Origin of the sequence: Leucobacter sp. USHLN153 (genome assembly GCF_037145615.1) — a bacterium.
GTDB lineage: Bacteria > Actinomycetota > Actinomycetes > Actinomycetales > Microbacteriaceae > Leucobacter.
Map to the genome: position 1 here is coordinate 245,051 of NZ_JBBCXE010000003.1, position 16,451 is coordinate 261,501.

Genomic DNA, 16,451 nt, shown 5'->3' on the forward strand with positions numbered 1-16,451 from the left:
GTTACTCCACCGACAACGTCTCTGCCGAGATCGTCGGCGTGCTCATGAGCGCGAGGCGCTCCTCGAGCTCGATGCGCAGCATGCGCTCCTTGCGCTCGTTTTCGGCAATCGCGACGCGGTTCTCGGTTTCGGCCTCGAGCCGCGTCTCGAGCTCCATGCGTGCCTGCGACTCGTTGAAGATCGACTGCTCGAGGTGACGGGTGCGGCCCTTCTCCTCCTTCAGTGCGTTCTCGAGCTCCGAGATACGGAGTTCGAGCTGCGCCTCGGTCGCGATGGTGACCGCGGAGCGCTCCTCGACCTCCCGTTCGAGTTCGGCGCGCAGCACCTCGAGGTCGTTCTGCACGGTCAGCAGCTCCTCGTTCAGCTCCTGCACCTGCGACTCAGCGGTCTTGCGCGCGCCGCGCTCGACCGCGAGCTGCGCCTCCATCTCGGTGCGCATCAGCGATTCGTTGCGTGCGCGCGACTCGGCCTCGGAGCGCGTGTCGGCCTCGGCTGCGAGGAGCGCCTCGGATTCGAACGCGAGCTGGGAGACGACCGCGAGTCGCTCCTCCATCGCCGCATGTTCCAGCTCGAGAGCGTGCAGTTCGCCGGCCGCCGCTTCGAGCTGACTCTCGGCGGTCTGGTGCTCCGACTGCTCTGCTGCGTAGGCTTCCTTCAACTGCTCGAGTTGGTTCTGCTCGTCGGCGAGCTGAGATTCGATGGCGCGGCGCGCCTCGCCCTCGGACTTCGCCTTCGCCTCCGCGAGCTCGCGGGCTTCGCTCTCGAGCTTGCACTGCGCCTCGGCGGAGGCGCGGGCACGAGTTTCAGCGAGAGTCTCCTCCTGCGAGCGATCGCGGGCCTCGTATGCGAGCTGCACCCGTGCTTCAGCTTCGAGGCGCGCCTTCACCTCGACATCGATCTGCGAGCGCATTTCCCGCAGGCGCGTCTCGGGGCTATCGCGCAGTTCGATCTCTCGGCCGATCGTCGATCGAGGCGGGTTCGAATCGTTGAACGTCGTTGCGAATCGCGCGCGGAACTTCTCGAGCGGGGTCTGAGTGACCTCACTCGCTGCGGGAGACGCTTCGGTCACCTCCGTGCTCTCCGGCGCGGTGTCGCCCTGAGCTGAGGTTTCGGCGGTGTTCACTCTCTCCGGCTCATCGTCCTGCTCGGTCTCCTCAGGCTCAGGTGCGGAAACCGTCGGAGCTACGGCGTCGCTACCGCCGGTCTCGTCACCCGAATCGACGGCTCTGTCGCTGCTCTCGCTTTCCGACCGCTGGCCTTCACCCTCTGTGTCCGCGGAGTGCGGCCGCCGCGGACGGGTGAGAGCGGCGGAGGGCGCCCCCTCGTCGTGCTTGCCGAGGAAATCGGGGATATTGAGCTCTTCGCCTTCTTCGAGCTCTCCGCTCGCTTCGCGCCGCTCCACCTCATCCATCCATTCGAGGAGGTCGGGGTACACGTTCGGGTGCTGGCGGATACGGTCGCGGAGCCCGGTCTGCTGTGCGGCGATCTCCGCGAGAATGCGTGCGGAAGTGCTCGGATCGGCGACGAGGATCTCAGCGGTTTGGTCGCTTATCTGCAGTTTCATGTCGGTTCTCTTCACCTATCCGTTGGTCTGTGCAGCGTTTGCCTGGCGCAGGTGCTCTTCGATCTGCGCGATGACGGTCTCGGTCTTACGGGAGACGCGTTGTTCTTCGATGAACGTGCGGATGAACTCAGATTCGTCTTGCAATGTTTCGAGTCGCGACTGCGCACGTGCGTGCACCTTGTCGGCGAACATCTCGACCTGGTTGACCAGGTTGTTGGCGTGGTTCCGAGCATGGTCGATGAGTTCGGCCGCGCGCCGACGTGATTCATCCTGCCGCTCCTGCACCTCGAGGCGGAGGCTCTCATGGAGAGCGTCGCTTTCCTGCCCGACGGTGTAGGCCCGCTCGTTGATTTCGGCCGCCTTCTGGTTCGCCTGATCGAGCACCGCCGCGGACCGTTCGGTCGCCTCGGCGAGGAGCCTGTCGCACTGGGCCTTTACCTCGGCCTGCCGCGCGAGCAGCGTGCGCTCGACCTCGATTGCGTGATGTTCGGTTTCTTCTCGGAGCCGATGGATTTCTTCGCGCTGCTGGTCGATGTGCGCCTGTGCCTCTTGTCGCGCCTGCATGATCTCTTTTTCAGCGTCGGAGCGGAGCGCGGCGGCTTCTCGCTTCGCCTGCGTGACGGCTTCGCTCGCTTCTCCGAGTCGCGCGTTGGCGATCGCGGAGAGCTCGACTGCGGCGGTTTCGCCCTGCAGCGTCGCGTCTTTCGCGCGTCGTTCGGCCTCGCTGATCAGCTGCGCAGCGCGCTCTTCGCTGCTCTGCAGGAGCCGCTGCGCGGTCGCCTCGGCTTCGACCGTGATCGTCTCGGCGTCGCGTTTCGCTTCTTCAACCATGTGCTCGGCCTGCTCTTCGGCGGTGCGCAACACTTCCTCGAACTTGGAACCGAGGTTGGCGAAGTTTGGCTTTCTCGATTGCGCCTTGTTGAGGTTCTTGTTCGCGATCTCGAGTTCGGTCTCAACGGAGCGGACGCGCTCGAGGAGCGCGTCGCGCTCGGTGCGCAGCTCCTCTGTCTTCGCATCCAGGCTTCGTAACAGTCGGTCAACCTGGCTGCGGGCATACCCTTTTCGCTCAGGAGAAATAGCGTAAGTGTGCATTCCCTCTACCCGTGTGTCTTTCGTGTCGATGCGCCGTGAACGTCTTGCCGGGTCATGTCGCAATCTCCTTGGTTGCGTCCCCAACCATGTAGTCGGGCAATGGGTCGTTGACGGGGTGCGTCACCCACACATTGCTGGGCGCGGTGTCGCCGGGCACCAACCAGTCGGGCGCATTATCCTTGAGCACCGGCCAGAAGAAGACGACCGCAATTGCGATCACCAGTGAGACCATGAGAGCCCCGAGCGCATAGTCGACGAAGCCCCACTTGCGCTTTTCCCCGGTGTCGAGGTCCTTCAATTCCTGCGCTGCGGGCTTGCGGTCGGCCTTCTTTCCGCCCTTCGCCTTCGACACCGCCCGCATCTGCTTCTTGCGATCCTTCGACCGCTGCTTCTCTTCGCGGGCTTCCTTTTTCAAGAATTTGCGCGCATCACGTTCGGCGTTTTTGCGCTGCTTCTTACCGGCCTTCTCGGCGTTCTCGGGGGCCTGGAAACCGGCCCGCTTGCGCGTCGGTACGCCATCGACCACGGCTCCCGCAGAGGGGCCGAACACCCAGCGTTTGCGCTCAGACGGGTCCGCTGAATCGGATTTCGCTCCGGCATCCTCGCGAGTGGCGCCATCGTCGGTGCTGGACGGAGCGGAAGAAGGCGCATCGGGGCCAGCAATGACCTCGTCGAACATCTTGTCGGGAAGTTTGCCGACGGAGGCGGCTGCGGCCTCAGCGTCCGCCGCGAGCTTCGGTGTGAGCGCCTGCAGTACGGCCTCGAGCTTGCCGCTGAGCTCCGCAAGCGTCGGCCCATCGTTGGTTTCCGAGATGGGCGATGAGTTGCCGGAGGCACCTGCAAGCTTCGCCTCCAGCTCTGCCGACTCGCTCGCCGCTGTTGCGGCAGGCGCTTTGTTCTCTGCCGAGGCAGGTGCTTCACCGTCGGACGTCGGCCCCGCGATGGCTTCGACCTGCTCGACAGCCGCAGGAACATGGGACACCCCCGGCGGCTGCGTACCTGTCACGGCAGCCGGCTTCACCGAGGCCTCGGGCGCGCCGACGACTGGCACGGTGGCTTCGGGCGTATCGGCCGCGGTACGGCTGTCAGCCGTGCCAGGGCACAGGACTGCGTCGGCGGTGGGCGCCGCACTCGGCGCTGGTGCCGTTTGGGGTGCCGCAACAGATTGTTCCGCGCCGGGGCTTAAGGTTGCGGGATCCGTGCTCTCGTTCGAGGGCCCATCGGGGTCCAGCGCCCCTTCTGGCTCCTGCTGCTCCATCGGACGGATCGGCGTCACTGGTGCAATGTGCTCGGAGGTCGCCGCGTCGGTCAGGGTAGTTACTTCGTCGGGAGTGAGCGCCACCTGAGGTGCGGCACCCGCGGCAACGCGCTCTCCGACCGCGATGAGTGCGGCGTCACCGGCCGGGGCTGGTGTGGGTGCGTGGGAGGCTTCGACCGCTGACGCGGCGGCGGTCGGCGGCGCAGCAGCCGTCGGTAGGGCTGCGGCTCCTGTCACAGGCGCGATTGTCGGCGCGCCCAGGGGCACCGCCGCTGCCGCGGGCACTGAGACCTGCGCGGGTGTTGCGGTCACGGAGGGCGCCGTAAAGGCGCCATTGAGCGCGCCCAGCGTTGCTGCGGCGGGCGCTCCCGTTGCTGGGCTTACGGGTGCCGCCGCCGGAATTCCGGCTGTAGGTGCCGAGCTCGGAGCTGCACCCGGACTCGTCGCTGGCGGCGGAGCCGTCGCACCTGTCGGTTCAGGGGCGGCGCTCGCGGCGGCAGGCGCAACTGCCGGCGTTGCAGCGGGCGGCGCCGAGGGGGCGACGGTCGGCGGGCTCGCGACGCTGGGGGCCGCTGTGCGGCCGGTTGACGCCGCCGGCGTGAGGCTCGGCGGAGCTGCCGGACCGGAATCAATAGTCGGAGCCCCGGTGGTGGTGGCGGGCGACTGGTGCGTCGCGGCGGCGGGTGCAACGGCGGGAGCGGAAGGGACGGCCGCAGGCGTTGCCGCGGGTGCCGCGACAGGCTGGGCTGCCGGTGCCGGAGTGGGCGTTGCTGCCGCGGCCGGCTTCATCGTACGGGTAGCAGGGGCCGCTGTCGCTTCGGCGGGAGCAGGAACCGCTACTGGGGCCGCTGTGTCGACCGAAGATGGCGGGGCGACGGGAACCGGCGCGGAGGCAGCAGCCTGGGCGGCCTGGGTCTTCTCGGTTTCGAGCCTCGCGGCGCGTCTGGTAATTTCGACGCGATTTTCGCGGAGGTGCGCAACCTGAGACTCGAGTGCCGTCTTGCTGGCGCGAAGCTCTTCGACGGTGGCGCGGGTGCGCTCGCGCGCGGCCCGCTCTTCGATGACGCACTGCTCGATGATGTGGCGCTTCTGCGCGGTACGGCGCAGCTCGTGCTGTGCGAGCACCAGTTCTTCTTGTAACTTGAGCAGGGTCGCCTCAGCGACGATCTTTTCGCGCAGCACGCGCATAGCTTCGCCGTCGATGCGGGCCCGCGAGTGGCCCTCGGCAAGAGCGCGTGCCTGGGACGCGGTGCGCCAGTGCTTGTCAGCGCTACTATCGCCCATCGCGACCTCCCCCCTCTTTCGCTCGCCGCTTCATGCGGGTTGCACAGTGTGTGACATTTGCTGCGGGCCCGCGGAGCGGCCCTGAGCGAGGTCGCCCGGCAGCGGGTTCTCACGCCGGGGCGAGAACCTGATTAGTTGAAACCTTAGGTTGAAGGTTTCGGCATTGAACGCGGCGTGTCGCGAATTACGCACCGACCAAATTTTCTTGCGCAGGAACTGACTCGGCGTCAGTAGATTCAGCATGTTCCTCGCGCAGTTTGCGTACTCGGCGCACTCCGGCCCAGACGTACCAGACCGAAAGGCCGAGTGCCGCTGGCAGATAGATCGTGAACCACGGGAAGCCTGGAATGGTCGGCGCCTCCGAATGAGCGCCCGCCGGCGTCGGCAGCTCTCGTTCCGCATGCACCAGGAGTCGGTGACTATTGATGCCGATGGGAGTGCACGTCACAAGCGTGATCATGTCTTTGCCCGGCGTCGGCTTGATCTTCGACGTGTCGCTCGGTTCGACGACGTCGAAGGAAGTCACGCGGTAACTGAATGTCTGGTCGTAGATATCGATAAAGATGCGGTCGCCACTCTTCAACTTGTTCAGGTCGGTGAAGAGCACCGCGTCTGCGAGACCGGAGTGTCCAGTGAGTACGGATCGCGTCCCTTCTCCGCCGACGGGCAGTTCGGAGCCGTACAGGTGGCCGACGCCTTCGTGCAGTACCTCATCGCTCGTGCCGTGCCGGATCGGGAGTTTCACCTTGATCTCCGGAATACGAATACGGCCCATGACGCCCTTCGTACCTTGATTCAGCTGATCGAGGTATTTCGCATAAGCTTCCTCGCTTCCGCCGGGTATCGCGCGTGCGAACGCGTCGCCGTCTGCGACCCCGGAGAGTGAGGCGTTGTACTCCCGTGCTCTCTCAATATCGGCGTCGAGTTCCTTTTTCTTCATCAAGTCGACGGTCTGACGATAGGAATCGCTCGCGGCAGCCTGATTCACCATTGAGAACCACGCGGCGATTTGCGGGTAGCTCAGCACCGCGATGCCAAGGAGCGCGAGAATGGACAGGATCACCCGACTGCTGACCACTCCGTCCCCGGGCCGTGGCGCGCGTCGGCTCACTTCCTCCTCCGTCCGCGAACGATAGAGCGGAGAACCATGAGCCCTGCGGCGACCGTGATGATACCGCCCAACACGTAATATGCAATGGCGGGAACACCAGCTGACTGGCCGAGTTCGGCGAACGAATTATCAACTTCGCTCAGGTACCACATCGTTTCTCCTGGGTGTACGAATGATGCGCAAACACTTGTTCACTAAAGCCGACAGCGCCCCCTGGGGTTCCGGCGTCAGCCGCGAACCCCAGGGGGAACTTACTCAAGCAATCTCTGCCTAGGCGAGCGCTGCAGCCTTGCGGCGGGAGCGCATCGCGACGAAGGTCGCGCCAGCGACGAGCACGAGGCCCGCACCGGTGATCAGCATCGTGCCCTGGCCACCCGTGAGGGGGAGGTTCGGGTAGATCGGCTTCTCATTGCTGAAGGGGGTGTACTTAGCCGCAAGCTCGAACTCAGCCACGCTGCCTGCCGTGACGGGCACCTTCACCGGCGTCGACCTGAGGAGGTAACCGGCGGGCGCTTCGACCTCAGCGATGTAGTAATCACGGCTGGTGGTCGTGCCGAGTGACAGGCCCGGAATCATCACATACCCGTTCTCGTCCGAGGTGAAGGTGGTCTTGCCGTCGACCGAGATCGGATTCTTGTTTGCCTTTGCGTCGTCTTCGCTCGCGTAAACGCTGAAGACCGCGCCCTGAAGCACCTTGGCCTCGTCCTCCAGGTCATACTTCTTGATGCCGATGACGCCCCAGTAGGAGTTCACGGGCGGGGGAGGGCCGGTCTTGCCCGTGTCGCCGTCGATCGTCCAGGTCGACTTGTATTCCTTATTCGGAATGATGCCGGTGTCGGGAACGCTGACGACAGTGGAGTCGATCGAGAATGTGAGCTCTCCACCGCCGGGGAGCAGCGAGGCCGGCACGAAGGTCACGGTCACGACCCCGTTGGACTCGGTAACGCTGTAGTCAGCGGGGGAGGTGAGCGGCGCGTCGTCGAGCTTCACGTCGCGAACCTTGTCGAAGGTCAGGCCCTCTTCGAGCCTATCGCTGATGCTGAACGCATCGAGTGTCTGGTTCGCAGCGAGCGTCGGGACTGCCGCCGTGATGTTCCAGCTGAGGGTTGAGCCCAGGCCCGCGAATCCGGGCTCGGTGACCGTCTTCTCGATGTCAGACGTGCCGCCCTTGGGGTAGGCGTAGACGTCATACATCCACTTATTCTTGTCACTCGGATCGTACGAGGGGAGTACGACGATGAAGGGCTTCGAAATCTGAACGGTGGTATCAACGCCGCCGACCTTCGCGGTGGTGCTGACCTTCTCCGTCACGAGGAACACGCCCGCGCCAGGAAAGTTGAACTTCGCGAGACCGTTCGAGTCCGTGGTTTCGCTCCATTTGGTGGTGGCGCTCTCGGGCTTCAGGGGGACGGTCTTCGGATCGAGCTGATCCAGCGTCTGCCAGACGTTCCAGTCGCTGAGGTCGATGTCGACCTGGTTCACAACGAACTCGACGCCCTCCACTCGCTTGATGTCCGCCGGCAAGTTGGTGATTTCCGTGCCATTGTTCGGCAGCGCGGTTGCGCTCCCCGGCTGAACGAGCTTGTACACCGAGAGTGTCGTAGCCTTGTCCAGCTGCGGGTTACCGACGCCGAGCGGGGCCGCGGAAGCCGCCGAGCTGGTCAGGCCCAGCCCAACCAGCGCCACCGCGGCCGCGGCGACACCCGCGAGAGCCGCTTTCACGCGACTCCGCTTCATGTGTGACATGATTTTCCTTTCATAACGACTTCCGTGGCGGAAGCGGTTTTTCCGAGGAGGCCACCTGCGGTGGCCATCCGGGTCTACACGGGAAGCGAAGGCGACGGACACGTTCGACACCGACCTCACCTGCGTAGCAAGCCTCTCCGCCGCCGATACACTGGTCGGAGGTGAGCCCCAGATGTTGCGATCTGAACCTCTATGACCCCCATCAGCCACCGTCTGGCTTTCCGACTTGCTGTCGGGTTCTCCCTGCATATAAAGGATCGGTTGAGGGTTTGTCTGGGCAGCGTGACGGCGCCCGTCTTACGCAGGCGCGTGCAGGCTTTTACGCAGCGACACGCAGAGGCTTGCGTAGCCCGCTTCCGAGCTTTCCTGCTCGCCTTGTGCAAGGGCTCCTCACTGAGGTGTACGCAGCGCAACCTCGCTCGAAGCGCCCACTCAGTTCTTCGACTCTCGAAGTTCGGGTGGCAGCGCAATTTCGATTCATGACACACGAAGATGCGCCACCGGAACCCCGCCAAGTTGTCACCTTTTGACGTCGGATAGCACTTCAGCTGAAGGAGAGAATCTCTGTCCTCATCGGTGCCCTGCGCAGTCGACCGAACCCAGAGTGTTGTCTACGGGTTCCGGCACCGCGCGAGGCCACGAGTACGTCTCTGAAGAATTCAGCGGCACAAGCAAGTCGTCGGGGTCACGCACACTGCGGCGACCCTGGTGTCCTCGGGGTTACCCGAGGACACCAGGGTCGCCGTCGAAGTACTACCCGGCGCGCCTTGTAAAACGACGCGCCACAATGAGAAGTAGCAGGACCCCGGCGCCACCAAGTAGGAGGAGGCGCAGCAGACCATCCGTACCGGTGAACGGGAGCGAGAGCGTGAACGTGGGCGGCGGAACCGGGTTCCACCAGCAGAACACTCCCTCAACGTCACAGTCCGTCGGGAGTTCCGGCGACGCGAGAAGCACGTTTAACAGCTCGTGATCGCCCTTCGCGTCTTTGTACTCTTTCACGGTTGCCGAATACTTCACCGTCACGGTCGCCCCGGGCGCCACCGACCCCTTGATCACCAGCCGCCCCTTCGCAGCGTCACCCTCGCGGGTCACTGTGAGGGCGCCACCGGCAACGCTCACGTCGCTGTTCACGACCGCGTCATCGAGGAGGCCATCGAGAACGTCGACGGAGTTCACCGTGGCGGGAGCTTTACCCGGGTTGAAGAAGCTCAGGGTGTATGACACGTTCTCGCCCGGAGAGACGTCCTTCTTTTGCTCGGGCACGCCCGTCTTCGAGACCGCAAGCCCGGCACGATTCACCGTGACCTGAGAACACCGGTCGCCCTTCACGAGCAGCGGGTCCGCCAAGCACGCCGTGTTATCGAGCACGTAGTCGCCGACCTTGCCCTTCACGACCTTCGCTTGATACGTCAGCTTCTTCGTTTCTCCGGCCTTCAACGCACCATTCCAGTACGCGGTGCCCGCCTCGGTGTAGAAGCCATCCCCGCCGTTCGCGGGAGCAGACGCCGTCCATACGATCTCCGCGTCATCGCTCACCTTCGAGAGCGCGTCTGTCACAACGGGGTTCTGTCCCTTGGTACCGGTGAACGTGAAGTCCTTCAGATCACCGGGACCCTCGTTCTTGACGTCGATCGTGAACGTCACGACCTCTCCCAAGCCGAACAACTCTGACTTATCCGCCGTTTTCTTGATGGAGAGGACCGGCTTCAGATCCGTCGTCCACGAGCACACACCCCACGCTGTCGAGCTCGGCGTCGTTTTCATCGTGGTCAACTTGTCATCACAGGTCGTGAACTTGCCTTCGATGGTGCTCGCTGCGATGTAATTCAACATCTGACCGTCACCCGTCGCGGGGTTATTCACCTTCACCGAGTACGTCGCCTTCGCCGCAGCGCCCGAGGCAAACGCCCCACCGCTTGCCAAAGGAATTTCGAACTTCAGATTCGGCGCCGTACCCGACGACTTCACCTGCACCCCAGTCACCAACGGCGCTACGAGCTTGACATCGTTCTGATACGTCGCATCATCGAGCACACCGCTTGGCGTGTCCGCAGCCAGAACCGGGATAACGCTCTGCTTCGCCGACCCGGCGCCCGTGTTACGCACGTTCAGGGAGTAGCTCACGACTCCAGTCTTCTGGTCGTACACCGAGGTCTTCGAGACCTCCAGCTTCGGCTGCATCGTGACCTTCACCTGCGAGCAGCGCTCGCCCTTCACCAGGACCGGGTTCGCCAAGCACGCCGTGTTATCGAGCACATTGTCACCCGTAGTGATGTTCGAAGCCTTCGCCTGATACGTCAGCTTCTTCGTCTCCCCGGCCTTCAACACGCCATTCCAGTACGCGATACCAGCATCATTGTAGAAACCATCACCACCGTTCGTGGGAGCAGGCGCCGTCCATACCAGCTGCGCGTCATCCGTGACTTTGGAGAGCACGTCAGTCACGATAGGGTTCTGGCCCTTCGTGCCCGTGAACGTGAACCCGTTCAAATCTCCCTTGCCCTCGTTCTTCACCTCAATCGTGTAGGTGACGACCTCTCCAGCGGCAGTCATGGTCGACTTGTCCGCCGATTTTTTGATCGATAGCACCGGCGTCAGGTCCGTGGTCCACGAGCACACGCCCCACGCCGTCGAGTTCGGGGTCGTGCTCATCTGCGCGAGCTTGTCGTCACACGTCGTGAGCTTGCCATCGAACGTGCTCGCTGCAATGTAGTTCAGCAACGTGCCGTTACCCGTCGCCGGGTTGTTCACCTTCACCGAGTACGTGGCCTTCGCCGTCGCACCCGGGGCGAAGGACGCCGACGCAGCGAGCTTCATCGCGAACGTCATGTTCGGTGCCGTACCACTCGCCGCGGCCTGCACACCCGTCACCAGCGGCGCGACAAGCACAAAGTCGTTCTGGTACGTCGCATCATCCAGCACACCACTGGCCGTATCGGAGGCGAGCGTCGGGATCACGCTCTGCTTCGCCGCACCCATGCCCGCGTTACGCACGTTCAGGGTGTACTTCACGATCCCAGTCGTCTGGTCATACGCCGACGTCTTCGAGACCTCCAGCTTCGGCAGCAGCGTGACCTTCACCTGCGAACACCGCTCGCCCTTAATCACGATCGGGTTTGCCAAACAAGCGGTGTTGTCCAGCACACCATCCCCGTACGTACCCGAGACCAACTTCGCCTGATAGGTGAACTTTTTCGTCTCGCCAGCCTTCAGCGTGCCGTTCCAGTATGCGGTGCCGGCCTCATTGTAGAAGCCGTCGCCGCCACTCACTGGAGCCGCAGCAGTCCACACCAGCTGCGCGTCATCCGTGACTTTAGAGAGCACGTCGGTCACGATTGGGTTCTGACCCTTCGTGCCCGTGAACGTGAACCCGTTCAGGTCTCCCCGGCCCTCGTTCTTCACCTCGATGCTGAACGTCACCACCTCACCAGCCGCAGTCATGGTGGACTTGTCCGCCGTCTTCTTGATCGACAGCACCGGCGTCAAATCAGTCGTCCAGGAACACACTCCCCAAGCCGTCGAGTTCAACGTGGTGTTCATCTGCACCAGTTTGTCGGCGCAGGTGGTGAGTTTGCCATCGACTGTGCTCGCTGCGATGTAGTTCAGCAGGGTGCCGTTGCCCGTTGCCGGGTTGTTCACCTTCACCGAGTAGGTCGCCTTGACAGTCGCGCTCGGCGCGAGCGACTTACCACTCGCCAGTGCGATCTGCAGCTTCGTGTTTGGGGCGGTGCCGACGACCTTTGCTTCCACTCCCGTGACGAGCGGTGCAACGAGCTTGAAATCATTCTGGTACGCCGCATCGTCCAAGATGCCACTCAACGTATCCTCGGCCAGCACGGGAATCACGCTCTGTTCCGCGTACCCCAGACCCGTGTTGCGCACGTTGAGCGTGTACGTGACGATTCCGGTCTTCTGGTCATAGGCCGACGTTTTTGACACCTCGAGCTTCGGCGGCAATCTCAGGGGCACCTGAACCTGCGAGCAGCGGTCTCCCTTCACTAGGATCGGGGCCGCCAAACACGCGGTGTTGTCGAGTACCCTGTCGCCGCCCGTGCTACTGACGATCTTCGCCTGGTACGTCAGCTTCTTCGTTTCGCCGGCCTTCAGTGTGCCATTCCAGTACGCAGTCCCGGCCTCGTTGTAGAAACCATCGCCGCCGTTCACCGGAGCCGGAGCCGTCCACACCAATTGGGCGTCATCGGAGACCTTCGAAAGAACATCAGTCACGACCGGGTTCTGGCCCTTCGTTCCCGTGAACGCGAAGCCATTCAGATCCCCAGGACCCTCGTTCTTGACATCGATCGTGAATGTCACGACTTCGTTCAGAGCGGTCAGCTGCGTTTTGTCCGCCGTCTTCTTGATGGACAGCACCGGCTTGAGGTCCGTCGTCCACGAGCACACACCCCACGCTGTCGAATTACGCGTGGTCTTCATCGTGGTCAGCTTGTCGTCGCACGTCGTGAGCTTCCCGTCGAACGTGCTCGCTGCAATGTAGTTCAGTATCGCGCCGTCACCCGTCGCGGGGTTATTCACCTTCACCGAGTACGTCGCCTTCGCCGCAGCGCCCGAGGCAAACGCCCCGCCGCTTGCCAAAGGAATTTCGAACTTCAGATTCGGCGCCGTACCCGACGACTTCACCTGCACCCCAGTCACCAACGGCGCAACAAGCTTGAGATCGTTCTGATACGTCGCATCATCGAGCACACCGCTTGACGTGTCCGCAGCCAAAACCGGGATAACGCTCTGCTTCGCCGACCCGGCGCCCGTGTTACGGACGTTCAGGGTATAGCTCACAATGCCGGTCTTCTGATCATAAGAAGAAGTTTTCGACACCTCGAGCTTCGGTTGCAAGGTCACCTTCACCTGCGAACACCGCGCTCCCTTGATAACGATCGGAGCCGCCAAACACGCCGTATTGTCCAGGATGTTATCGCCGGTCGTCGTGGTCAACGCCTTCGCCTGATACGTCAACGTCTTCGTCGCACCAGCCGCCAACGAACCATTCCAGTAGGCGGTGCCCGCGTTCTCGTAGAACCCATCACCACCAGTGACGGGCGCAGCTGCGGTCCATACCAACTGCGCGTCATCGGTCACCTTCGAAAGAACGTCAGTCACGATCGGGTTCTGACCCTTCGTGCCCGTGTAGGTAAAGCCGTTCAACGCACCGGGACCCTCGTTCTTCACCGTGATCGTGTAGGTCACCACCTCACCCGCGGCGGTCATGACCGACTTATTGGCGGTCTTCGCGATCGTCAACACGGGCACCAGATCCGTGGTCCACGAACACACACCCCACGCCGTCGAGTTCGGCGTCGTGGTCATAGTGGTCAACTTGTCCGCACAGGTCGTGAGCTTGCCATCGACCGTGCTCGCCGCGATGTAGTTCAGCAGCCTGCTGTTACCCGTCGCGGGGTTATTCACCTTCACGGAATACGTGGCCTTCGCCGACGCGCCCGAGGCAAACGCCCCCGAGGCAGCGAGCTTGATCGCGAACGTCGTGTTCGGTGCTGTACCACTCGCGGCGGCCTGCACACCCGTCACCAGCGGTGCGACCATGGCGAAGTCATTTTGGTACGTCGCATCATCGAGCACTCCGCTCGCGGTATCGGAGGCAAGCGTCGGGATCACGCTCTGCTTCGCCGACCCCGCACCCGTATTGCGCACGTTCAGCGTGTACTTCACAATGCCGGTCTTCTGGTCGTAGGCCGACGTCTTCGACACCTCAAGCTTCGGCTGCATGGTCACCTTCACCTGCGAGCACCGATCACCCTTAATGACGATGGGAGCCGCCAAGCACGCCGTATTGTCCAAGATGTTGTCGCCGGTCGTCGTGGTCAACGCCTTCGCCTGATAGGTCAGCGTCTTCGTCGCGCCAGCCGCCAACGAACCATTCCAGTACGCCGTTCCCGCCTCGTTATAGAAACCATCACCGCCATTCACGGGAGCCGCAGCCGTCCACACGATCTGAGCATCGTCGGAGACCTTGTTCAAGGCGTCGGTGACGATCGGGTTCTGCCCCCGAGTGCCATTGAATGTGAACCCGCTCAGCGCGCCCTTACCCTCGTTCTTTACGGTGATCGTGAACGTCACGACCTCGCCCGCCGACGTCATCACTGACTTATCCGCGGTCTTCTTGATGGTCAGCACCGGGACGCGATCCGTCGTCCAGGAGCAGAGAGCAAACGCGGTCTGATTCAACGTCGTCTTCATCAACACCAGATCAGCAGCGGTGCAACCGGTAGCTGCGCCCCCGGCCCCGTCTGTTGCCGCGATGTAGTTCAGCAGGTCGCCGTCGCCCGTGGCCGGGTTGTTCACCTTCACCGTGTACGTCGCCGTCGCCGTCGCGCCCGGCGCAAGGAACTGTCCGGAGGCCGCGGCTATTGTTGCTGTGATATTGGGTGCTGTGCCGCTGACGCTCACGCCGATACCCGTGAGCGCCGGGTTCATCTTGATGTTGCTCTGGTACGTCGCGGAGTCGAGCGCACCGCTCATCGTATCCACCGCGAGCGTGCCTCTCGCATGGCCCGAGCCTGTGTTGCGAACCTTGATCGTGTAAGTGACGATCCCGGTCTTCTGGTCGTATGCCGAGGTCTTCGACACCTCGAGCTTCGGGAGCAGAAGCTCATAGGTCACACAGGAGACCTGCGGATTGTTCTTCCCGCATTCGCCGACCGGCGTCGTTGGCGGTGTCGTCGTGGAGGAACCGGCTGGCGGTACGAAGGCTACGTTCTTGACCTGACGATCGCCCCCTTTCTTCAACTTCACCTGGTAGGTGATGACCACCTTTTTGCCTGACCCTAGCGCCCCTTTCCACAGAAGGGCATTCGCGATACGCGTTGGCACGGCGACCGCTGCACCATCGATTTTCGCGGCAGGAGAGCCCGCGACGAGGTCACCATCATCGATGACACCGACGAGGTCGTCCCAGACGACCGCATTGTTCGATGTCGTGAACGGACCATTGCCGACGTTCGTGGCTTCCACCGTGTAGGTGACCGTGTCCCCGGCGGCGGTCGTGGCAGAAGCGTTCGAGCTCTTCTTCACCTCCAGGCGTGGCGTTGAGTAGAACTCGACCGAGGCCGTGTTGGGAGGGACCAAGCCGATCAGGGTGGTCATATTGCTCGGCCCGTTCTGAAACACCACTGAGGGATTTTCAGTCGGCAGAGGACGGTTCGAGGTCACATCGACCTGGATCGTGCACGAAGTCACGTTCGCCGCCAGCTTGCCGGCCGTCACCGTGATCTGAGTTCCGCCATTGGGCGCAGTGACTGTCGCGTCGCAAGTTTTGGCGAGATTCGCGGGCGACGCGAGTGTCAGCCCGCTCGGGAGCGTATCGGTGAAGGCCCAGCCGTTCTTGGCACCGAGTTCGTTGGTGTTCGTCACCGTCAGCGTGAGCCGGGATTTTCCGCCCACAGCGACGCGCGTCGGGTTGAACGACTTATCCAAGTTCGGGGAGACATCAAGCACACGGATGTTATCGAAGGCACTGTCGTTACCGGACTCGTTCCCTTCCGCGTTCTTGAGCACCACGTTGTAGCTCGTTCCCATGACGAGGATGCTTCCACCCGACTTGTAGGAACCGTACTTGACTTGAGGAAGATAATTGCGGGGTCCATTGACGGTCGAGGTTCGCGAGTCGGTACAGGGAGAAATCGGGGTATCGCCGACCGGGGTCTGCTTCTTGGCACTGTCCTCGAGATAAAAGCGGAGCTTCGCAGGATAACGTCCGTTACCGCACGCCGTCTCTGCCGCATCAACCGAGAACGAAACGAAGCGGTTGGGGTGGTTGGGCATATTCAGGCCATTCGTCCTGAACATGACCTGATTCGGCGCAAGGGTTCCTTGGTACGTCGTATTTGACGACACCGCGCGATTGGTGGTGGGGTTCTTGGGATTGTTCAGTTGTCCGAGCGCCCAGACCTTGTTTTGTACTGCCATCCAGGCTTGTGCGCGGCCTTGCACGGACGTACCGCAGTAGTTAGCCGGATTCGCCGAATCGTATCTCAGAATAAAGCCGTTACAGTTCGCCGCGGCCAGCCAATAGGCATCGGCGGTGTAGGTCGGCGCTGTCGTCCGGTACTTCTCGATCTCTGTCACCGCCGTGCCGCCTACCTGGAAGTCCTCCTGATAGATGACTTCAGGCGCACGGGGGACTCCCGGGGCGTTGAGCCGCTGAAAGCTGGGCGGTTTGAAGAGCGGGTTCTGCAACAGCTCCGGAGCCGGCTTATTTTGCGGCTCCGGAGTGGACTTTTCTAGCGGATCCGGAGCCGACTTCTCGTCGCGGCCTCCATCTGCTTTATCTTCCAGAGACGCGTTCTCGTCCTCGTGAGCTGCGTCCGGGTCTGCGTCAGGTTCGTCGTCTTTGTACGGGTCGGGAGAGCGAGGATCAGACG

At 62.7% G+C, this 16,451-nt stretch carries 8 protein-coding genes; 2 read left to right on the plus strand and 6 right to left on the minus strand.

Going from position 1 to position 16,451, the window contains the following annotated elements; translation table 11 throughout:
* Position 1: 1 nt before the first annotated feature.
* From WFH00_RS06930 to WFH00_RS06940, 3 genes are read right to left on the minus strand one after another with little or no spacing between them, the layout of a single operon-like run.
* Positions 2-1,564 carry a variant leucine-rich repeat-containing protein gene (locus WFH00_RS06930; protein WP_336659982.1) on the minus strand — a complete coding sequence of 521 codons (1,563 nt, stop codon included), beginning with the start codon at positions 1,562-1,564 and terminating at the stop codon, positions 2-4.
* A gap of 15 nt (positions 1,565-1,579) precedes the next feature.
* The gene (locus WFH00_RS06935; RefSeq protein WP_336659983.1) at positions 1,580-2,656 is read right to left on the minus strand and encodes a DivIVA domain-containing protein; all 1,077 of its coding nucleotides are present in this window, start codon (positions 2,654-2,656) and stop codon (positions 1,580-1,582) included.
* A gap of 52 nt (positions 2,657-2,708) precedes the next feature.
* On the minus strand, positions 2,709-4,226 hold the full coding sequence (locus WFH00_RS06940) for a hypothetical protein (RefSeq protein WP_336659984.1): 1,518 nt from the start codon (positions 4,224-4,226) through the stop codon (positions 2,709-2,711).
* Positions 4,227-4,248: 22 nt separating this feature from the next.
* Here WFH00_RS06940 and WFH00_RS06945 point away from each other — a divergent pair, with 22 nt between their 5' ends.
* Together WFH00_RS06945 and WFH00_RS06950 are read left to right on the plus strand one after the other, a co-directional pair.
* Positions 4,249-4,899: a hypothetical protein gene (locus WFH00_RS06945; RefSeq protein ID WP_336659985.1), complete on the plus strand. Its 651-nt coding sequence runs from the start codon at positions 4,249-4,251 to the stop codon at positions 4,897-4,899.
* Positions 4,887-5,054, plus strand: a complete 168-nt coding sequence (locus WFH00_RS06950) for a hypothetical protein (RefSeq protein ID WP_336659986.1) — start codon at positions 4,887-4,889, stop codon at positions 5,052-5,054. The genes WFH00_RS06945 and WFH00_RS06950 overlap by 13 nt, the downstream gene beginning before the upstream one ends.
* A gap of 328 nt (positions 5,055-5,382) precedes the next feature.
* On the opposite strand, the gene WFH00_RS06955 is transcribed toward WFH00_RS06950, so the two are convergent.
* The 3 genes from WFH00_RS06955 to WFH00_RS06965 form a co-directional block, all read right to left on the minus strand.
* Complete coding sequence (locus WFH00_RS06955) at positions 5,383-6,261, minus strand: class C sortase (RefSeq protein ID WP_336659988.1); 879 nt, start codon at positions 6,259-6,261, stop codon at positions 5,383-5,385.
* A gap of 318 nt (positions 6,262-6,579) precedes the next feature.
* A complete protein-coding gene (locus WFH00_RS06960) occupies positions 6,580-8,055 on the minus strand; it encodes a SpaH/EbpB family LPXTG-anchored major pilin (protein WP_336659989.1) in 1,476 nt (491 codons plus the stop codon).
* 753 nt (positions 8,056-8,808) lie between these two features.
* The gene (locus WFH00_RS06965; RefSeq protein WP_336659990.1) at positions 8,809-15,876 is read right to left on the minus strand and encodes a DUF7927 domain-containing protein; all 7,068 of its coding nucleotides are present in this window, start codon (positions 15,874-15,876) and stop codon (positions 8,809-8,811) included.
* Positions 15,877-16,451 lie beyond the last annotated feature (575 nt).